The sequence below is a fragment of the Acetobacterium malicum subsp. dehalogenans DSM 11527 genome, from assembly GCF_000472665.1.
Taxonomy (GTDB): Bacteria; Bacillota; Clostridia; order Eubacteriales; family Eubacteriaceae; genus Acetobacterium; species Acetobacterium malicum.
In genome coordinates, this window is the sequence record NZ_AXAC01000034.1 from 37,270 (window position 1) to 56,305 (window position 19,036).

Consider the following 19,036-nt stretch of genomic DNA (forward strand, 5'->3'; position numbering starts at 1 on the left):
AAATCATGAAAAATAGCGTCAAAAAATACAGTATCATCATATCCATTGCCATTTGTATCATCATCATTTACGTCTGTACCTTATTGGGGGTGGCATCGATATCTTTTTGGGATGCCAATAAAATTTTGTTGGACCAGCTCTTTCATATCGATCTGGGCATGGAGAATATCAGTGCCGGCGCCGTTGCGATTATCTGGAATGTCCGGCTGCCGCGGATTATTCTGGCTTTTATTACCGGTGGAGTGCTGGCCATCTGCGGCGCCGCCTACCAGGGCATTTTTAAAAACCCCATGGCCGATCCCTATATTTTAGGGGTGTCCTCCGGGGCGGCTCTGGGGGCAACCATCGGCATTGTCATGAATTTTTCCAGCAGTTTGTTCGGGATGAATGGCACGGCGATTTTAGCCTTTGTCGGATCTTTTGCATCAATTCTGGTGGTTTATAATATTTCCCGAGTCGGCCGCAAGGTGCCGGTCGCGACGCTGCTGCTCAGTGGCATCGCCATCGGCCAAACCATCAGTGCGATTATGTATTTGCTGATGATTTTCAATCAGGAAGAAATGACCCAGATTATGTTCTGGATCATGGGCAGTTTAAATGGCAAGGGCTGGGGCCAGGTTTTAACGGTGTTGCCCTATGTGCTGGTTGGCGGGGTGATCATGCTGACCTCGGTGCGGGAGCTGGATATCATGCTCTTGGGCGAGGAAACGGCCACCCAGCTGGGGGTGGATACCGAGCGGTTAAAAAAGAAAATTCTGATTACCTCATCGCTGCTGACCGCCGCCGTGGTCTCGGTGACCGGGATCATCGGCTTTGTCGGATTGGTGGTACCGCATATTGTCAGGTTGGTAACCGGGCCCAAACACCGGGTGTTGATTCCTTTTTCGCTGTTGTTTGGCGGGGCCTTTCTGATTCTGTGCGATACCCTGGCCCGCACCGTGGCCGGACAGGAGATCCCGGTAGGGATTATCACCGCCGCCTTCGGGGGTCCCTTCTTTGTTTATCTCTTGAGAAAACGCAAGCAAGGGGGTGCCTGAGATGGAACGGTTAATGCCAAGAATCATGCTGGATTTCAAGGATGTGGTATCTGGCTATGGTGAAAAAGATATCCTGCAGGGCTTTAACGCCACTATCTGCCAGGGCGAGTTTGTCGGACTGATCGGTCCCAACGGCACCGGCAAGTCGACCCTGTTAAAATGTTTATCGGGACTGTTGCCGGTGAAATCCGGGGTCATTACCCTGGAAGAAAAGGACAACACCAGCTATACCCAACGGGAACGGGCCCAGATGATTGCAGTGGTGCCCCAGTCCTTTGATATCGACTATGATTTCACCGTCGAGGACATCGTTCTGATGGGACGAAACCCTTATCTGAGTTATCGAACCAAGGAAAGCCAGAATGATTATACGATTGTGACCGAGGCGATGCGGGCTACCAAGACCCTCCAGTTTCGAAAACGGCTCTACAATAATCTCAGCGGCGGCGAAAAACAGCGGGTGATTATTGCCCGGGCGATTGCTCAGGAACCGGATATCATTCTCTTGGATGAACCCACCTCGGCCCTGGATATCCACCACCAGATTGAAGTAATGGAGTTGATCCGCAATCTGAATTTAAAAAAATCAATGACCGTGGTAGCCGTGCTGCATGATATTAATCTGGCGGCCCGTTACTGCAACCGGCTGATTTTAATGAAAGATGGCCGGGTGGTTGTGGACGGCACCCCTAAAGATGTGATCACCGAAGCCAATCTCAAAAAAGTCTATGAGATGAAAATGTTTATTCAGGAGAATAAGCTGTTTGGAAAACCGGAGATTATTCCGCTGCGGGTGATTAAAGAATCGGAAGATTACCGTAGTTTGCGGATTCATGTCATTTGCGGCAGCAACAAGGCTTCCCAGGTGTTGGAAGAACTGGAGGCGATGGGCCATCAGGTTACTGCCGGGGTGGTCAACCAGGGCAGTGACGACTGGACCATCTGTGATGTGCTGGGGATTCCGATGATTGAAGAAAGCCCCTTTACCGCCATCAGCAGCGAAAAACAGGCCGAAAATCTGGCCGTGATGGCGGAGAGTGACGTGATTCTGATTTCCGATCTGCCTTTTGGTCACGGTAACATTGCTAACCTGATCGGTCTGGAAAAGCTGACCGGGGAGATTTATTTTCACCGCAATTGTCTGAACAATGATTTCACCGAAGGCCAGCTGAAAAAGCGACTGGCGGCGATTAAAAAGCAAAAGAAGGTCAACGAAATTGATGATCATCAGGAATTTATCGAAATAATCAAAGCGTTGACCCTGATTGAAGAAAAAAGCATTGACTCAAATTGAAGAAAAATAGTTTGGCAAGGGGTCGGTATGCTGGTAGCAGCCGCCGCTTTGCGAAATTGCTAAGATAGATCGTGTCATTAAAAAAGGAGGCAGAATTATGAATTATTTTATGCTGGCCGGAGCCAGCAGTAATGTCGGCAAAACAACGGTTACCATGGGCATCATGGCGGCCTTCAAGAAACGGGGCCTGCGGGTAAAACCCTTTAAAACCGGTCCGGATTATATCGATCCGATGTTTCATCGCTTTGTAACCGGCGAACCCTCGATTAATCTGGACACCTGGATGTTAGACGAAGAAACGATCCGGGGCCTCTTTTTTAGGCGGCTGGAGTCGGATGATCTGGGTATTGCGGAAGGGGTCATGGGTCTCTATGACGGTCATAGTCTGGAATCGGACGTGGGCAGCAGTGCCTATTTGGCCAAAACCATTGGGGCACCGGTGATTTTGATCATCGATGGCCGGGGCATGGCTAAAAGTGCTGCGGCGCTGGTAAAAGGCTATGTCGATTTTGATCCCGAGGCTAATATCGTCGGAGTCATCATCAATCGGATCTCATCCGAATCCCATTATTCTTTATTAAAAGAAATGATTGAAGCCTATAATGATGTGACCTGCCTGGGCTATTTTCCCAATAATCCCGACATTGTCATGGACAGCCGTCATCTGGGACTGGTACCGGTCGAAGAGATTGCCGATTTCCGGGACAAGGTGGATAAGGCTGGGGAACTGGCTGAAGCCCATATTGATCTCGATAAATTATTGGAAATCAGTCAGCATGACCAGGTGGTGAGTCCCTTTATGGATCCTTTTTCAGGCTATGCTGACAAATATCAGGGGCTGCGGATCGGCGTTCCTAAAGACCGGGCCTTTAATTTTTACTATGATGACAATTTTATGGCCCTGGCCAACGCCGGGGTGGAAGTGGTTCCTTTCAGTCCCTTGAATGATGCTGCTTTACCAGCGCATCTCGATGGTTTATATATCGGCGGTGGCTTTCCGGAAATATTCGGCGCCGAGCTGGCGGCCAACACGGCGATGATCGCCGATATCAAAAACAAACTGGAAGCCGGACTGCCCTGTTATGCGGAGTGCGGCGGTCTGATGTATCTGACCAACTCGATGACCTTAAACAGCGGTGAAACCAATCCGGCCGTGGGCTTTTTCGCGGCTGATTCCCAGATGACCAAACGGCTGCAGCGGTTTGGCTATGTGAATATTACCGCCTATCTTGGTGGTAAAACCATTGAGATCCGCGGCCATGAATTTCATCACAGTCTGGTGACCACCGCGGAAGCCTTGCCCACCGCCTATGTGATCACCAAAAAAGGCAGAACCTGGACCTGTGGGTACCGCCAGAAAAACGTCCTGGCCGGCTATCCTCATATTCATTTTTACAGCAACCCGATGTTTTTAACCAGTCTCTTAAATGCCGTCCTGGAGCATCAAGCGGGGCAGGCATGAGGCGGGTCAGGGTCGAAACCCCGGGCACCTGCGGCGAATATATTCAGGGCTGGTATGACGGCAATCCCTGTCTGGTATCCAGTCCGATTGATCGCTATTCCCGGATCACGATCGCCGAAGGACCGGGAAATCTGGCAACGTTAAAACCCAAAACCCGAAAACAGGTCGAAGCGGTTTTCCGGCGCTTTGCGATTCCTCAGCGGGAAAAAGAGCATTTGCATGTTACCATGACCAGCGACATTCCGCTGGAAAAGGGGATGGCCAGCAGCACCGCCGACATTGCCGGCATGGCCGCCGGGCTTTCTGCCTATTTCGGGCTGGATCTGACCCAGGCGGATATTGGTTCGCTGTGTACCGGCATTGAGCCGTCCGACAATCTAATGTTTACCGAATTGAATTTATTTAATCATATCAGTGGTTCGGTATTAAAGGAATTTGAGGGCACCGTGGCAGCGGATATCCTGATTATTGATTTTCATGGCGGCATCGATACGATGACCTTTAATGAAACCCAGGATGACTATTCCCCCGCTGATTTGGATACCTTTGCCGAAATTGTGGCGCAATTTGAAAAAGGCGTCCGCAGTAACAACCTCAAGGATATTGGCGCGGCCTGTACCCAAAGTGCTCTGCTTAACCAGAAACGGTTACGGAAGAACTATTTGGATTGTCTGATCAGTCTGTCCCGGGATTTTGGCGGGCTGGGCACCGTCATCGGCCATAGTGGCACGGTGATTGGGATTATGTATGACAAGATTGATTTTCAGGAAGAGGAGTTCCTCAAGGCCTTCAAAAAATTTGTTCCCAATTCGGTTTACGCCGAAATCTACCAGAATCGCCTGATCCCGGGCGGCATAAAAATTACCACCGACGCGGTGTGACCATAGAGCTTTAAATGACAAAAAAATAAAAAAATTGAACGAAGAGAGTGAGAAAATATGGAATATATTAACAACCCCCGAGAAATTGAAGAGCGTAGTTTTGAGATTATCACCGCTGAAATGGGCGATAAGGTTTTCCCGGAAGCGATTGCCCCGATGGTCAAACGGATCATTCATACCACCGCTGATTTTGAATATGCGGATTTATTGGAAATTCTGAACAATGGCTACGAAAGCGGGATGGAAGCCCTTAAACAAGGCAAGAAAATCTACGCCGATACCCGGATGATTCAGGTTGCCGTTAATAAAAAAGCTCTGGCCGATCACGGTATTGAAATTGTCAATTTTGTCCACGACGCCGATGTGGCGGCCGAAGCCAAAGAACGGGGCGTGACTCGATCGACAGTCAGCATGGAAAAAGCCTTGAAGGACGACAGCGTCGGTATCTTTGCCATTGGTAATGCCCCCACCGCTTTATATACCCTGATTGAACAGGTCAAACTGGGCAATGCCAAACCGGCTCTGATCATTGGCGCTCCGATTGGTTTTGTTGGGGCAGCTGAATCTAAGGAAGCATTGGATCAGATCGACAGCCCGATCATCCGGATCAACGGACGAAAAGGTGGCAGCCCAGTCGTGGCCGCCATTCTTAACGCCATGCTTTATCAACTGGGAAGGGAATGGTAAGGATGATGACCGCAGCAAAAAAAGGGATTTTTTATGGCATCGGGGTTGGTCCCGGTGATCCGGATCTGCTCACCGTTAAGGCCGCTAAGGTTTTAGATGCCTGCGATATGGTGATTACCCCAGTAAAAAAGATGGGCAGCACCAGTGTCGCCTTTGAAATTGTTAAAAGTCATATTTCCGATCTGTCCAAGGTTATCGAAATGAATTTCCCAATGATTTCCCTGTCTCAGGAACGGGAAGCACTGCAGAAACAATGGCAGGAGAATGCCGATGAAATTGAAGTGCTGCTCAATCAGGGCAAGGATGTCGCCTTTATTACCTTGGGTGATCCGATGGTCTTCAGTACCTATTCTTATGTGATGGAATATCTGTTAAAACGCGATATCGAAGTGATAACCCTGTCCGGGGTGCCGTCATTCTGTAATCTGGGAGCGCAACTGAACATTCCGCTGACCCAGGGGGAAGAGTCTTTGGGGATTGTGGCGATGACTCAGCCGGTGGAAGAAATCCGGGCGATTCTGGATGCCCACCAGAATATTGTGGTGATGAAAATTTCCGCCAACAATGCCTGGATGGCTGAGGAACTTGAAGCCCGCGGTCTGGAAAAAAGCTTTGTGCTGGTATCCAACATCGGGATGGAAACCCAGCAGGTAGTCCGGGATATTGAGGTGTTAAAAGGCAAGATTCCATACTTATCGACCCTATTAATCAAAAAGAATTATCCCCTTCAGTAAGGGAGGTAAGCGATGTTAGATAAAACCATTGAAAAAAACGGTAAAACCCTGCGCTATGGTTATACCACTGGTTCCTGTGCCACGGCGGCGACCAAAGCAGCCTTGCTGATGTTTTTAAATCAGCAGAAATGGGAAACGGTTGAAATCAATACGCCCAAGGGCTGGGTGCTGGATCTGGTGCTGCACGATCAGAATTTTTCAGAAAACGAAGCCTCCTGTTCAGTGGTCAAAGATTCCGGCGATGACCCGGATGTGACCAATGGCGTCAAGATCTTTGCGAAAATCACCCCATCCGATCAGGACGGAATCGCGTTTGCTGCCGGCCTTGGCGTCGGCACCGTGACCTCGGTGGGACTCAGTATTCCACCCGGTGAACCGGCGATTAATCCGACTCCCAGAGAGATGATTACTCAGGAGATTAACACGATTTTGAATTCTGACGCGGTACGACAGCGGTCAAATTTACCCAAGGGCTGGCGGGTGGAATTGTCAATTCCCCAGGGGGTGGAACTGGCCAAGCGTACTTTTAATCCCAAGTTGGGAATTGAAGGGGGCTTGTCAATAATCGGCACCACCGGGATTGTCGAGCCGATGAGCGAAGAGGCCTGGACAGCTTCATTAAAATTGGAGTTGTCAGTTTTGCATGCCAGAGGCTTTAAAGAAATCATCTTTGTCCCTGGTAATTATGGGAAAGATTTTTCAGACGAATTGGGGCTTGATGAAAATGTGCTGGTGAAGACCAGCAATTTTATGGGTTTTATGCTGGATGAGGCCGAACGGATGGGCTTTGAGAAAATTCTGTTGATCGGACATCTGGGGAAACTGGTCAAAGTGGCGGGGGGGATTTTTAATACCCACAGCAGCGTTGCCGACGGCCGGATGGAAATTCTGACTGCCCATGCCGGTTTACTCGGGGCAACCCGGGAAACGATGGCAAAAATTATGGCGTCCAAAACCACCGATGAAGCGACCGATATTATTCTGGCCGAAAATCTGCCAGACTATTTTAATCATCTGGCCGAGGTCGTACGAAAAAAGGTCACTGATCGAGTTTATGGAACCATTGAAATAGAAGTCGTGCTATTTTCCAAGATCCATGGCTTGCTCGGACAAAGCAAAGATGCAGAAGAGTTGAGGAAACGATTATGTACCCATTAAAAATTATTGGACTGGGACCGGGACATCCGGATTATATATTACCGATCGCATTAAAAGAAATTGAGGCGGCAGAAGTGATCCTTTGTGGCACCCGCCACGCTGAAAGCTTTGATGCCAGTGGTAAAGAAATGCTTTTTATCGGTAAAGGAACCCCTCTGAGCGAGCTGATGGACAAGGTTGCCCAGGTGTACCAGAACCGGAAAACCGCACTGGTAGTTTCCGGCGACTGTGGCTTTTACAGTCTGCTGACCTATGCCAAAAAAGTGGTGCCGGAAAAGGACATTGTCTGTATCCCGGGGATCAGTTCGCTGCAGTATTTTTTTGCCAAATTGGCAATTAGTTGGGAGGATGCCAAGCTGATCAGTCTTCATGGCCGCGATCAGGATTTGGCGGCGGCCCTGGCTGAAAATAAAAAGCTGGGTATTCTCACCGATAAGAATAATAATACCGCATTCATTGCCGGGATTCTTCAATCCGCCGGTTGTGAAAACAGCATGCTTTATGTCGGCGAGGAGTTATCCTATCCCAATGAAAAGATAACCCGCTTAACCGTGGCAGAAGCCCTGAGCTATCAGGAGGAAGGACTGGCAGTCGTGGTGGTAATCAATGAGTAAGATCGCAGGATATAAGGACGATGCCTATATTCGGGGTAAGGCCCCGATGACCAAACGAGAAATCCGCATCCTGACCATTTCATTGCTGGGGATAAATCCTGGCGATGTCGTGGTGGATATCGGCGCCGGTACCGGCGGTCTCACCATGGAAGCGGCCTATGCCGCTGACCAGGGTAAGGTCTATGCGGTGGAAGCCAAGGAAACGGCGCTGGAGCTGGTCCAAAAGAACAAAGAGCATTTTAACGCCGACCATGTAGTGATTATTCCCGGTAAAGCGCCAGAGGCACTGGTCGAAATCAAAGAACCGGTGGATCGGGTCATCATCGGTGGTTCCGGCGGTAACATGGAAGGTCTGTTCCAGTGGTGCAAGGCCAACACCCGCGCTGGCGGTCGGGTCATTGCCAACTTCGTTACCCTGGAGAACGCTGCCCAGGCCACCACCCTGATGAACCAGTATTTTCAGAATGTGGAATTGATTCAGGTAGGGATCAGCCGAGGCGAAGGCATCGGTGGTTTAACGATGCTGAAGGCCGCCAACCCGATTTTTATTATTACTGGCGACGTGAATTAAATTAACGATTTAAAGGTGCAAAAGGCTATTGACAAGAAGCATGACCTGGTGTAAAATGAATTCAATTAAATAGTGAACTTGTCCTATATTCAAGGGAAAAAGGTGTAAATCCTTTGCTGTAATCGCAGCTGTAAAACATGATGACCGTCTCAAAGCCACTGTTAAGAAATTAATGGGAAGGCAGATGGAAAGTTGATTGTTGAGCCAGAAGACCTGTTTGTAGTGATTTCTTATGAAACCTCCGATTTAGAGGACTGTAAGAGCATTATATTTAAATTTGTAAGTATGATTCTTTTATCCTTCTCCATTGGAGAAGGATTTTTTTCGTTTTCTAGCCGTCAGCGACCAGAAGCGAACCCGGGAAGTGTGTGATTCTTGGGAGTTGGTTAATTTCTCCTAGCCAATAGTAGAATCTCTTCGAATAGAAGGACATCTCCAAGTCAGTATTTAATGCCCTTCCTCGGGGATGGTGTGTGACATCCCCGAATTTATTTAGCTTTCATTAATTTACATTTTTGATAGAACATTATTCCTCTGCTTAGATTTTTCTGGCCAAAAATTTGAGCACCAATAAAAGAAGTGCATTCGCTTTCGGATGCGCTTTTTTTATTGGCGCGTATGGGTCTTCCAATTTAAAAAAGATTTTTAAATATGCACCTAAAATGGTATACTTGCATAAAAAAACAAAGATACTGATAAATAATCAGATAGGAAGGTCACAGATGAGAATTCACTATTTACAGCACGTCTCCTTTGAAAACCCCGGCAGTATTCTGGAATGGGCAAAAGCCAATAACGGTCTCGTCACCTCAACGCAATTGTATAACGATGAAGCGCTACCAGAGGTGAACGAATTTGACTGGCTGGTGGTGATGGGGGGGCCGATGAACATTTATGAAGAAGAGCAATATCCCTGGCTGAAGGCCGAAAAAGCGCTGATCAAAGCCGCCATTGAAGCCAACAAGGTGGTCCTTGGTATGTGTCTCGGCAGTCAGTTAATTGCTGACATCATCGGCGGGAAGGTCGTTCAAAACAACCAAAAAGAAATCGGCTGGTTTCCGATCACGTTTTCGGAAGAAGCCAAAGCGTCACTGCTGTTTGCCTTTTTTCCGGAGCATCCGGTGGTCTTTCACTGGCATGGCGATACCTTTGTCGAGCTGCCTGAGGCAGCCACGGTCATTGCTGCCAGTACCGCTTGTAAAAACCAGGCCTTCGTCTACCAACAAAGAGTTTTTGGCTTTCAGTTTCACCTGGAAAACACCTTGCCGATTATTGAAGATCTGATTGCAAATTGCGGTGATGAAATGATTCCCGGTGATTATGTGCAGTTACCGGAGGAAGTCCTGGCCCACCCGGAATACATCCTTCAGGACAATCAGTGGATGGCAGCCTTTCTGGATCAACTGAAACAACTGGCTGAGGAAGGCCGGATTTAATAAAAATTTTCTTTCACAACAAATGACTGCTGAAAATTTGGGTAAATATAAACCAGGATGTTTTAAAATATTTTGTGTAAAGGAATTTTAAGATGAAAAAGGTAATGCTTAACGAAATGACCGCACTGGAAGTTCAGGAGATGTTAAAAAATGCCGATCAGGTAACCGCCATTGTGACCTTTGGCTCCTGTGAGAGCCATGGCTGGCATTGCTGCCTGGGGCCGGATTTTTTCGTGCCATCAGAGGTGGCCAAACGCGTGGCGCAGAAGCTGGACAATGTGGTGGTGCTGCCCTGTGTCCCCTTTGGGACCTCGATTCATTATAACCGTTACCCGCTGTCGATTACGCTGCGCTACGAAACGGAAATTGCCATTGCCGAAGATATTTTCGAGAGCCTGATTAACAACGGCATCACACACATTTATATTTTAAATGGTCATGACGGCAATATTCCGGCGCTGGAAATCGCCGCCCATAAGGTTAAGGATCGCCATGGCGATGCTAAATTCCTGTATTTGTCGGATTGGTGGACCAAGGTTGGACCGATTATGGGTGACCGTTTTGAGGTCTGGAATGGACTGGGACATGGTGGCGAAGGGGAAACCTCGATCATGATGGCATTACGGCCGGAACTGGTCAAGCTGGAAGATGCGGTTTCCCAGGTGCCGGGAAACGTCATTAAGATTAATGAGAAGGCGGACATTATCTGGGACATCAAGGAACTTACGGCCACCGGTGCCACCGGCGATCCCACCAAAGCCAGCATTGAAAAAGGCGAGCAGATGCTGGAGATCTTTGTGGATCTGGTGGCCAGCGCCATCGAAGAGATGAATCAGCGGGGCTGGGAATACTAATCTTTAGGTTTAAGAAAAGGTTTGATAAACAGAAGAAGCATTTCTGAATAAAAGAAAAGAGGTGGTCAATCATGAAAAAATTAATGTTGATACTGACAGCTATTGGTTTAGCCTTATTCCTGTCAGGCTGTTCGTTGATCCCGGGGATTTTTGGTAATAAATCGGAGTCGGTGAAAAATCAGGAAATTACCCTGGCCTTGTCATTTGGTGAAAAAACTGGCACCTATACCGGGCAGCTGGTCAAAGGTTTGCCCCAGGGCACCGGTGTCTTCACTGTTTCCAACGAGGAAGAAGTGGCCTGGACCTATGAAGGGGAATGGGAACAAGGTCATTTCCAGGGCGTCGGGGAAACCGTCTGGGAAGATGGGTTTATGCAGGAAGGTAACTACCAGAATGATCTTTTAAATGGGCTGGGACAAGAATATCTTGATAAGAATCTTTTATATGATGGCAATTACACCGATAATCGTTATGACGGACAGGGTACGCTTTACAATTATTATGGCGAGGTGATCTACGAAGGCGATTTTGACATGGGCTACTACAATGAGACCGCTGTCCAGAGAAAGGTCCGATTGGATCCATTTAAAGCTCAGACCGCGGAATTATCTTATACCGAAATACTTGAAGCGGCCAAAAATGAAACCGGAAATAAGGTCAAGATGACGGGGCGGGTTTATCAGGTTTATGAAAACTTTGAAAATCAACCATACTTCTGTGATTTTATCATGGATTTAAATGATGATCCCAATCAAATGGTGCAGGTCTACTATCGCTTAAACTCCGGAGAATCACCGCTGGTTGAAGGCCAGATGGTGACAGTCTGGGGCACCGTTGAATATCTCTATACCTACACCACCGATGCCGGTCAGGAGAACACCATCCCCAATGTGGAAGCCTGGAGCGTGGAGTAAAACTTAAACGCTGTAACACCTCAAACTACCGTACCGACCAATTGTTAATCTGTTGTTCGCCGCGCCATGCGAAATCCGCTTTGCTCCTTTCGCATTGGTCGCGGGCAGTCGCCAACTACAAGCAAGCTTGTGATTGGCTCGTTGCCTTCGCGCAGAATCGGACAGGCTCTGCCGTGTCCGCTCCGATGCGTACAACATGATGTAACAATTGTCGGTACTGGGTTATCGTTTTGGACAGTCTAAAACTCCCAGACACGCGACTGGGAGTTTTGACGTTAGTGGCGAAGAAATTTAATCAAAGGTGAAGATATCTTGACCAGCGAATAAGAAAGGAATCCGATACTGGCCGCTGCCGAGGTATTCAGCGGCGGTATAATTCAACCAGGATTTACCGGCATAGCGGCGTTGAATCTGGTTGTCTCCGATTGTTCCAAAATCGAATTCTACCAGCGTATCGCCAGCATTATAACCATCATAGGTGAAATCCAGAACCTTGATGGTACCGCCGTTTTCAGTGGTTGAGACAACAATATAATCACCGCTGGCCACACTGAGCGGCGTGGGGATGTATTCACGATAGGTGGCTTGTGATACCGATAAAACTGTTCCAGAGTCGGAATTATACCAAATCCCATATAATTTATTGATGAACTCCTCCTCACTAAGAACGGATTGGGTCGTGGTTGGGGGACTAGTCAGGATATAATGCCCTTCAATTGCCGGGCTGGAAAAACCTTTAGCACTCACCGCAATGGCCTTGACGGTAGTTTCACCAATCGCCAGGGGGATCGCAGCGGTATATTTAGCGGAAGTCTGATTTGGGAGGCTGCCATCGATGGTATAATAGACCGCATCGTCAGCACTGCCTTTGATGATTTCCAGATTCTGGGAGCCCTCATAGGTTCCTGGCGCCAGGTTGAAGTTGGGCTTTTTAACCAGGTAACTGTCCTTATTTGTTATATAGCTTTGATCTCCGGTTTCTGTGGCAGCCCGTTCCAGCAAAGCGAGAATCTCGGCTTCAGATTTTCCCGACGATAGATAGGAACTGATTAATTCATCATAGAGCTTTTTCAATTCGGCCTGATCCGTGGTTTTTTCAATTTTTTCTTCACTGGTCAGATTTGAAACGACAAATTGATTGTAAAGAAAAAAAGTGAGACCGGCCAGAATCAGTACCCCCCCGACAATTGCCAGGATGATGATCAGTGTTTTTTTGCTTTTCTTCGGCGGGGGACGTCTGGTTGGAACAATTTCAGAATCAACTTCAGTCCGTTCCAGTTCAGCCCAATTTAATTCGTCGTTAGCCGGGGTACCTTCATAGTTGTTCGATTGGTGTTCGTGATCCTTCATTTTAAACCCTCCTTGTCCGGGTTGGAATCAAAACGCAAAATAGTTATGGTAGCGAAAATTTGAAACGAATGGCCAGCAATTTACAATTGGAAAGATCGATCAGGGTCTATATTAAATCTATACCCATAAATCTCTTTTATATGGCAGTTGAGACATTTTTTATAAAAAAAACAACCGAAAAGACCACGGCCAAATAAAGGCCATGGTCTTTTCGGTTGTCTTTTTCAAGGTTTGTGAAAGAAATGTAGATCTTGTTACATTACAGCGGCATATTTTTATTTATTAAGTTTGCTGAGGTAGCGATAAATGCTGGGATCTGAACAACGAAGTTGATTTGCGACTTCGCTAACTGCTCCTTTGAGCATAAAAATGCCTTTTTTGTTTAATACATCAATGATATCAAGACGTTCGCTTTGTGTCAACCGATCAATAGGGATGTTTTTGTCAGCTAATATCTTATTTAAAACAGTTTCGGTTAACTCAGCAACAGAACCGGAGAAACTTTCGCTTTCATCATCTAAAAGAGAATTGATAGATTCATAAGTGACGTTTTGTTCAATTAGATTATCAGGCTGACAAAGGCTTAAAACCTGATTACTTATATCTACGTATTTTTTATTATCAAAATTAATGCATAATAATCCCACCAGCTCATCAGTTTCATCCTTGATGAACATGGTTGAAGATCTTAAAATGCGAAGTTCTTTAGAAATTCCTTTGTAATTGATTTTGTAATTGCTGTTTCTATAGCTTTTGTCTGAAACAATACTCAGCGCAAGATCGGTCATTGGGGCACCAATGGTTCGACCGCTGATATTGCCATTGGAAATCGCAACAATGGAATTGGTATCGTATCCAATGTCGTGTAAAGCGACTTCGTAGTCTGGACCTAGTGATTTTCCCAAAAAATCCACAAGAATGCTATATTGTTTTAACATAAAATCAGTCATTTTTTCACCTTCTTTAATATATTCATTGAAACACCTTGTCATGGGTTGTAAATTATTTTAAGATTGAATACTAAATAACAGATGTAAATTTCGAATAAAAAATCAATCCTAATTACTATAGAGAACCTAAAAATATTCATATAATACTAGTGAATTGTACAATCCAAGATAGAAAGGTGTATGGGCGGGCTCTAGTATATAATAACACATTAATAAATAGTCTACAATAATGTGTTGATAAAATTTATTAAAAAGATAAAAAGTTATCTGTATGATAATAATATTATAAGAAAACACCGCTAAGATCAAAAAAATACGTGTTTTTAGCAAGAATAAAAATAGTTTATAATTAATATAATAAAAAATAATAATATCGTTGACTAATTATCATTATCGTGATAAAATAATTTCATAAGAAAGGAGGTGCAAAAAATGAAAAAAATTATTGCAACTACAAAAGCTCCATCTGCCATTGGACCATATTCTCAAGGGACAGTAGGGGCGGGTTTATTATTTATCTCTGGTCAGCTTCCGATAGACCCAGAAACTGGAGAATTTGTTAAAGGAAGTATCAAAGAACAAACAAAGCAATCACTTGGAAATTTAAAACAGATATTAGAAGCTCAAGGATCCGAATTGAAAAATGTACTTAAAACGACGGTTTTTTTGAGTGATATGAATAATTTTGGAGACATGAATCTGATTTATCAAGAAGTATTTGGAACGGATAACTTTCCGGCAAGATCTGCTGTAGAAGTTGCCCGATTACCAAAAGATGCGCTAGTAGAAATAGAGGCGATTGCTTTACAAGGTTGATATACAATGTTTTATCAAATTGAAAATGATTGCTTTTTAAATAATTTAAAAAACGGAGGTTTGAAATGAGTGTAAAATATGTACCAGAACCATTTAGAATTAAGATGGTGGAAACGATTAAGATGCTTACCCGTGAGGAAAGAATTCAAAAGATTGCCGAAGCAAAATATAATATGTTTAACCTGAAGGGTGAAGATGTTTATATTGATTTGCTAACAGACAGTGGAACGAACGCAATGAGCCAGGAACAATGGGCTGGTGTCATGAGAGGTGATGAAGCTTACGCTGGTTCATCAAGTTATTTTAAACTTGTGGCGGCAGGACAAGATATTTTTGGTTATGAATATATTCAACCTGTTCATCAAGGTCGTGCCGCTGAAAAAGTTATGTTTGAATTATTGATGGGAAAAGGCCAATACTCGATCTCAAATACGTTTTTTGATACAACAAGAGCTCACGTAGAAGCAACCGGCGCCAGAGCGATTGACTGTGTTGTTGCTGAGGCTAAGGATCCATCTATACGTGCTCCTTTCAAAGGAAATATGGATGTTGTAAAACTGGAATCTTTAATTAACGAGTATGGAGTCGATAAGATCGGTCTTGTTGTTATGACGATTACAAACAATTCCGCCGGCGGTCAACCAGTTTCCATGGAGAATGTCAGAAAAACAGCTGAAATTTGCAAGAAATATGGAATTAAATTATGTATTGATGCAGCTCGCTATGCTGAAAACGCTTTCTTTGTCAAGCAAAGAGAAGAAGGCTATGCAGATGTGTCGATTAAAGACATTGTAAAAGAAATGTTCGGTTTTGCGGATATGTTTACAATGAGTGCCAAGAAAGATACCATTGTAAATATGGGTGGATTAATTGGAATTAAAGATGATAAAGAACTGGTTACCCTTTGTAAAGCACGTACAATTCTGTTTGAAGGTTTCATTTCTTATGGAGGGCTTTCTGGTCGAGACCTTGAAAGTTTAGCAATTGGTCTTTATGAAGGACTCAACGAAGATTATTTAAAATATCGTATTGGACAGATGGAATATCTTGCTGGCAGACTTGACGAAGCCGGGATTGCTTATCAGGCGCCAGTAGGCGGACATGGTGTATTTGTAGACGCTAAAGCTTTATTGCCTCAGATTCCATACTATGAGTTCCCTGGTCAAGCTCTGGCGATTGAACTATATATCGAAGCTGGAATTCGAACATGTGATATTGGATCATATATGTTAGGGAACGATCCTGACACATTAGAACAACTCCATTCAGAATTTGAGTTTACACGCTTTGCAATTCCACGACGTGTTTATACCCAATCACATATCGATATTATGGCAGATGCTTTAATTGCGATAAAAGAAAGATCAAGCTCAATTAAAGGATACAAAATCACATGGGAGCCACCTGTTCTCAGACATTTCCAGGCAAGTCTTGCACCAATAGAATAGAAAAAAACCGGTTTCTGTTGTAAACAAGAGGTTTTAACAATAACCGTAGGTGTTATTGTTAAAACCTCAAACTAAAAAGTATTACCCCCCCGATAAAAAAAATAGCAGATATTTCCAAGGAGGAGCAATCGATGAGAGAGGTTTGGCAGAGCAGGAAAGGCTTTATTTTTGCAGCGGCAGGAGCTGCGATAGGTTTAGGTAATTTATGGCGATTTCCATTTCAAGCATATAAAAATGGGGGCGGTGCTTTTCTTTTACCCTATTTAGTAGCGTTGATTACTTGCGCTATCCCATTAATGATTATGGAATATGCCTATGGCAGAAAAATCCGTGGTGGATCAGTAAAAGCATTTTCCAAACTACAGAAAAAATTAGAAGTAGTAGGTTGGATTCAGGTTATGGTACCAATTGTTGTTATGACTTATTATCCAACAATCATTGCAGTAGCCGTTGTTTTCATGGTCTTTTCATTAGGACATGCATTTGGAATTATAAACTGGCTTTCAGATCCGGGACCTATCATGGGTATGGTCACGGGTACCGCAGATAGTGCATTGGATTTTGGCGCTGGGATCAGTATGTATATCTTGGCTGCAGTCGTTTTAGTCTGGTTTTGCAACTGGATTATTGTCAAAAAAGGTATCTCAGGTGGGATCGAAAAAATGTCAACCATCTTCACCCCTATGTTGATGGTGTTAATGATCGTATTTATGATTAATGCAGTGCGTTTAGACGGCGCTACAATCGGACTGGAAGCGCTTTTTAAACCGGATTTTTCAACAATCTTAAATCCGAGCATTTGGGTTGCCGCTTACGCCCAGGTATTCTTTTCGACGACCTTAGCGGTTGGTGTTATGATTGCATATGGTTCATATCTGCATAAAAAAGCAGATGTTGTCAACAGTGCCGTCATAACCGTTTTAGCAAATTCCAGTTTTGATCTGATTGCCGGGATATTGGTATTTTCAACTCTTGGTTATTTGGTAAATAGTATGGGTGTAGAATTCACATCTTTTGGTACCGGCGCAGGCGTAGCATTTATTGCATTCCCGATTGCAATTTCGACAATGTCGTCAAACATAGTTGTCCAGGGTTTGCTGGGATTTGTCTTTTTCTTCTGCTTGTTTATTGCCGGGATATCCTCCAGTATTTCAATGTTGGAATCGTTCACAACGGCAGCGCTGGATAAGTTTAGTATTTCGAGATCAAAATTGGTTTCAATTATTAGCATTGTGGGTTTAACAGGAAGTGCATGTTTTGCGAGCTATGCGGGTTTCAATTTTATCTTGGACATCGTCGATGCTTATGTTGGAAATATTATTATCGCTAGTTTGGGTTTGGTAGAAGTTATTTTAATTAGCTATATTTATGGTACAAGCAAGCTCCGGGAAGAAGCAAATCAGTATTCCGATTACAAAATTGGAAAATGGTGGGATTATCTATTAAGATACTTTACCCCATTATTACTTGGAATTGTAGTTATTACTAATACATTTAATTTAGTTACCGGATTGTTTAGTTCAGAAACAGTTGTCGTACTGTCGAATATCATATTTGGTTGGGGAACAGTAGTCATCATGGTCGGTGTAGCATATATGTTTTATAAGAGAAAATGGACTACAGATGTAAAACTGGATTCATTGGAAACAAGTCCCGATGAAGAATAACCATTAAGTAAACGTTTGAAATGGAGGAACTACTATGTCGGCAAGTGCAATAGCAATGATGGTGGTCGGGTGTGGAATCGTTTGGGGTGGAGTAATCTTAGCAATTACAATCGCGTTAGTTGTGGATAAGAAAAAGGCCGCAGACGAAAGGCTAAAATAGAGAAATTTTCCAAAATAGTAAAAATGCTACGAAAAAATCGATAAATTAAGTCAAGAAACAATTTTGAGCAGTACAAAGAAACTGATTATATTAGAACTGAGGAAGAGTTGAATAATTTAACTCTTCCTCAGTTTTTTTATGTGCAAAAAATTGTGAGAAAAAAGAATAACGAAAGCTCAATACTAAATAAATAGAATATGTTATGATATTTAGGATAAAAAATCACGCGCAATGCCCTTAAATAAAGAAAAGAGGTTCGCATGTATAAAATACTAATTATAGAAGACGATCAGATTATTGCCAAGGCACTGAAAAATCATTTGGACAAATGGGAACTTGAAACCCAAATAGTTGAGGATTTTCATCATATTCTGGATCAGTTTGTGGGAGTGTTTCAAGTTTTGTGTATTTGCGAAAATTGATGTAGAATAGAGAATTTAATTAAGGGGCAAGGGCATTAAAATGACGCTTGCCCCTTACCTGTATTATAATCCGAATTGATTGCATGTCAATAAAAAGCAAGACTGAATCTAACTCTGGAATGCACGGATGTGATTTTTAGGAATTAATCCAGCCGCTCAGAAAAAAAGATTTCCAGCTGGGAGTGAATCTGGCCCCAATCTTTCCTCCGACCCGTCCACTTTTGGGTGATATCCATGGTTGCCAGATACAGCATTTTAAAGAGACTATCATCCGTTGGGAATACGGTTTTGCTTTTCGTTACTTTTCGGAGCTGCCGGTTGAATCCCTCGATGGAATTGGTCGTATAAATGAGGGTTCGAACTTCCTGCGGATATTTGAAATAGGTCGCGAGTTTCGGCCAGTTGTTTCGCCAGGAATCCGGAATTTTAGGATATTTTTTGCCCCATTTTCCCTCAAATGTAGCCAGTTCGCTCAAAGCAGCATCTTCAGTTGGCGCCGTATAAACCCGCTTCAGATCGGCCATGAGTGACCGGATATCTTTATAGGAAACAAACCGGGTGGTATTTCTGATCTGGTGGAT

Annotated in this window: 20 protein-coding genes and 1 riboswitch; of the genes, 17 read left to right on the forward strand and 3 right to left on the reverse strand. The window is 44.5% G+C overall.

Going from position 1 to position 19,036, the window contains the following annotated elements; all coding sequences use genetic code 11:
- Positions 1–5 precede the first annotated feature (5 nt).
- The 12 genes from A3KS_RS0113625 (at position 6) to A3KS_RS0113680 (ending at position 11,642) form a co-directional block, all read left to right on the forward strand.
- A complete protein-coding gene (locus A3KS_RS0113625) occupies positions 6–1,037 on the forward strand; it encodes a FecCD family ABC transporter permease (RefSeq protein WP_035356335.1) in 1,032 nt (343 codons plus the stop codon).
- 1 nt (position 1,038) lies between these two features.
- Positions 1,039–2,331, forward strand: coding sequence for a heme ABC transporter ATP-binding protein (locus A3KS_RS0113630; protein WP_026395373.1), 1,293 nt, complete (start codon positions 1,039–1,041; stop codon positions 2,329–2,331).
- A gap of 97 nt (positions 2,332–2,428) precedes the next feature.
- Positions 2,429–3,793, forward strand: coding sequence for a cobyrinic acid a,c-diamide synthase CobB (locus tag A3KS_RS0113635; protein WP_026395374.1), 1,365 nt, complete (start codon positions 2,429–2,431; stop codon positions 3,791–3,793).
- A complete protein-coding gene (locus A3KS_RS0113640) occupies positions 3,790–4,674 on the forward strand; it encodes a GHMP family kinase ATP-binding protein (RefSeq protein ID WP_026395375.1) in 885 nt (294 codons plus the stop codon). Before A3KS_RS0113635 ends, A3KS_RS0113640 begins: the two co-directional genes overlap by 4 nt.
- A gap of 57 nt (positions 4,675–4,731) precedes the next feature.
- The gene (locus A3KS_RS0113645) at positions 4,732–5,361 is read left to right on the forward strand and encodes a precorrin-8X methylmutase (protein WP_026395376.1); all 630 of its coding nucleotides are present in this window, start codon (positions 4,732–4,734) and stop codon (positions 5,359–5,361) included.
- 2 nt (positions 5,362–5,363) lie between these two features.
- The gene (gene cobI / locus A3KS_RS0113650; RefSeq protein WP_242834770.1) at positions 5,364–6,095 is read left to right on the forward strand and encodes a precorrin-2 C(20)-methyltransferase; all 732 of its coding nucleotides are present in this window, start codon (positions 5,364–5,366) and stop codon (positions 6,093–6,095) included.
- A 12-nt stretch (positions 6,096–6,107) separates the two neighbouring features.
- Positions 6,108–7,253, forward strand: a complete 1,146-nt coding sequence (gene cbiD / locus A3KS_RS0113655; RefSeq protein WP_026395378.1) for a cobalt-precorrin-5B (C(1))-methyltransferase CbiD — start codon at positions 6,108–6,110, stop codon at positions 7,251–7,253.
- Positions 7,241–7,867: a precorrin-6y C5,15-methyltransferase (decarboxylating) subunit CbiE gene (gene cbiE, locus A3KS_RS0113660; RefSeq protein WP_026395379.1), complete on the forward strand. Its 627-nt coding sequence runs from the start codon at positions 7,241–7,243 to the stop codon at positions 7,865–7,867. Before cbiD ends, cbiE begins: the two co-directional genes overlap by 13 nt.
- Complete coding sequence (gene cbiT, locus A3KS_RS0113665; protein ID WP_026395380.1) at positions 7,860–8,438, forward strand: precorrin-6Y C5,15-methyltransferase (decarboxylating) subunit CbiT; 579 nt, start codon at positions 7,860–7,862, stop codon at positions 8,436–8,438. Before cbiE ends, cbiT begins: the two co-directional genes overlap by 8 nt.
- 50 nt (positions 8,439–8,488) lie before the next feature.
- Positions 8,489–8,673, forward strand: a riboswitch (cobalamin riboswitch).
- Positions 8,674–9,160: 487 nt separating this feature from the next.
- The gene (locus A3KS_RS0113670) at positions 9,161–9,874 is read left to right on the forward strand and encodes a type 1 glutamine amidotransferase (RefSeq protein ID WP_026395381.1); all 714 of its coding nucleotides are present in this window, start codon (positions 9,161–9,163) and stop codon (positions 9,872–9,874) included.
- Positions 9,875–9,966: 92 nt separating this feature from the next.
- The gene (locus tag A3KS_RS0113675; RefSeq protein ID WP_026395382.1) at positions 9,967–10,728 is read left to right on the forward strand and encodes a creatininase family protein; all 762 of its coding nucleotides are present in this window, start codon (positions 9,967–9,969) and stop codon (positions 10,726–10,728) included.
- Positions 10,729–10,799: 71 nt separating this feature from the next.
- Positions 10,800–11,642, forward strand: coding sequence for an MORN repeat-containing protein (locus A3KS_RS0113680; protein WP_026395383.1), 843 nt, complete (start codon positions 10,800–10,802; stop codon positions 11,640–11,642).
- 291 nt (positions 11,643–11,933) lie between these two features.
- Here A3KS_RS0113680 and A3KS_RS0113685 read toward each other — a convergent pair whose 3' ends face one another.
- Together A3KS_RS0113685 and A3KS_RS0113690 are read right to left on the reverse strand one after the other, a co-directional pair.
- A complete protein-coding gene (locus A3KS_RS0113685) occupies positions 11,934–12,992 on the reverse strand; it encodes a chitobiase/beta-hexosaminidase C-terminal domain-containing protein (RefSeq protein ID WP_026395384.1) in 1,059 nt (352 codons plus the stop codon).
- Between the two features lie 275 nt (positions 12,993–13,267).
- The gene (locus A3KS_RS0113690; protein ID WP_026395385.1) at positions 13,268–13,942 is read right to left on the reverse strand and encodes a helix-turn-helix transcriptional regulator; all 675 of its coding nucleotides are present in this window, start codon (positions 13,940–13,942) and stop codon (positions 13,268–13,270) included.
- Between the two features lie 432 nt (positions 13,943–14,374).
- Between A3KS_RS0113690 and A3KS_RS0113695 the strand changes: the two genes are divergently transcribed.
- The 5 genes from A3KS_RS0113695 (at position 14,375) to A3KS_RS23560 (ending at position 18,455) form a co-directional block, all read left to right on the forward strand.
- Entirely contained in the window at positions 14,375–14,758 is a 384-nt protein-coding gene (locus A3KS_RS0113695; RefSeq protein ID WP_026395386.1) for a RidA family protein, read from the forward strand.
- A gap of 65 nt (positions 14,759–14,823) precedes the next feature.
- Positions 14,824–16,206, forward strand: coding sequence for a tryptophanase (locus tag A3KS_RS0113700; RefSeq protein WP_026395387.1), 1,383 nt, complete (start codon positions 14,824–14,826; stop codon positions 16,204–16,206).
- 131 nt (positions 16,207–16,337) lie between these two features.
- A complete protein-coding gene (locus A3KS_RS21370) occupies positions 16,338–17,873 on the forward strand; it encodes a sodium-dependent transporter (RefSeq protein ID WP_035356339.1) in 1,536 nt (511 codons plus the stop codon).
- Between the two features lie 34 nt (positions 17,874–17,907).
- The gene (locus tag A3KS_RS24300; protein WP_156913289.1) at positions 17,908–18,033 is read left to right on the forward strand and encodes a MetS family NSS transporter small subunit; all 126 of its coding nucleotides are present in this window, start codon (positions 17,908–17,910) and stop codon (positions 18,031–18,033) included.
- A gap of 260 nt (positions 18,034–18,293) precedes the next feature.
- A complete protein-coding gene (locus A3KS_RS23560) occupies positions 18,294–18,455 on the forward strand; it encodes a response regulator (protein ID WP_156913291.1) in 162 nt (53 codons plus the stop codon).
- A gap of 143 nt (positions 18,456–18,598) precedes the next feature.
- Here the strand turns inward: A3KS_RS23560 and A3KS_RS0113720 are convergent.
- A partial coding sequence (locus tag A3KS_RS0113720) for an IS256 family transposase (RefSeq protein WP_026395388.1) occupies positions 18,599–19,036 on the reverse strand: 438 nt, incomplete at its 5' end.

Excerpts from the sequence above, each read along its gene's own strand:
- cobI (WP_242834770.1), top strand. The coding sequence starts at position 5,364 with ATGATGACCGCAGCAAAAAAAGGGATTTTTTATGGCATCGGGGTTGGT.
- A3KS_RS0113675 (WP_026395382.1), top strand. The coding sequence starts at position 9,967 with ATGAAAAAGGTAATGCTTAACGAAATGACCGCACTGGAAGTTCAGGAG.
- A3KS_RS0113700 (WP_026395387.1), top strand. The coding sequence starts at position 14,824 with ATGAGTGTAAAATATGTACCAGAACCATTTAGAATTAAGATGGTGGAA.
- cbiT (WP_026395380.1), top strand. The coding sequence starts at position 7,860 with ATGAGTAAGATCGCAGGATATAAGGACGATGCCTATATTCGGGGTAAG.
- cbiE (WP_026395379.1), top strand. The coding sequence starts at position 7,241 with ATGTACCCATTAAAAATTATTGGACTGGGACCGGGACATCCGGATTAT.
- A3KS_RS0113685 (WP_026395384.1), bottom strand. The coding sequence starts at position 12,992 with ATGAAGGATCACGAACACCAATCGAACAACTATGAAGGTACCCCGGCT.
- A3KS_RS0113625 (WP_035356335.1), top strand. The coding sequence starts at position 6 with ATGAAAAATAGCGTCAAAAAATACAGTATCATCATATCCATTGCCATT.
- cbiD (WP_026395378.1), top strand. The coding sequence starts at position 6,108 with ATGTTAGATAAAACCATTGAAAAAAACGGTAAAACCCTGCGCTATGGT.
- A3KS_RS0113680 (WP_026395383.1), top strand. The coding sequence starts at position 10,800 with ATGAAAAAATTAATGTTGATACTGACAGCTATTGGTTTAGCCTTATTC.
- A3KS_RS23560 (WP_156913291.1), top strand. The coding sequence starts at position 18,294 with ATGTATAAAATACTAATTATAGAAGACGATCAGATTATTGCCAAGGCA.
- A3KS_RS0113670 (WP_026395381.1), top strand. The coding sequence starts at position 9,161 with ATGAGAATTCACTATTTACAGCACGTCTCCTTTGAAAACCCCGGCAGT.
- A3KS_RS0113630 (WP_026395373.1), top strand. The coding sequence starts at position 1,039 with ATGGAACGGTTAATGCCAAGAATCATGCTGGATTTCAAGGATGTGGTA.
- A3KS_RS0113645 (WP_026395376.1), top strand. The coding sequence starts at position 4,732 with ATGGAATATATTAACAACCCCCGAGAAATTGAAGAGCGTAGTTTTGAG.
- A3KS_RS0113635 (WP_026395374.1), top strand. The coding sequence starts at position 2,429 with ATGAATTATTTTATGCTGGCCGGAGCCAGCAGTAATGTCGGCAAAACA.
- A3KS_RS0113695 (WP_026395386.1), top strand. The coding sequence starts at position 14,375 with ATGAAAAAAATTATTGCAACTACAAAAGCTCCATCTGCCATTGGACCA.
- A3KS_RS0113640 (WP_026395375.1), top strand. The coding sequence starts at position 3,790 with ATGAGGCGGGTCAGGGTCGAAACCCCGGGCACCTGCGGCGAATATATT.
- A3KS_RS0113690 (WP_026395385.1), bottom strand. The coding sequence starts at position 13,942 with ATGACTGATTTTATGTTAAAACAATATAGCATTCTTGTGGATTTTTTG.
- A3KS_RS24300 (WP_156913289.1), top strand. The coding sequence starts at position 17,908 with ATGTCGGCAAGTGCAATAGCAATGATGGTGGTCGGGTGTGGAATCGTT.
- A3KS_RS21370 (WP_035356339.1), top strand. The coding sequence starts at position 16,338 with ATGAGAGAGGTTTGGCAGAGCAGGAAAGGCTTTATTTTTGCAGCGGCA.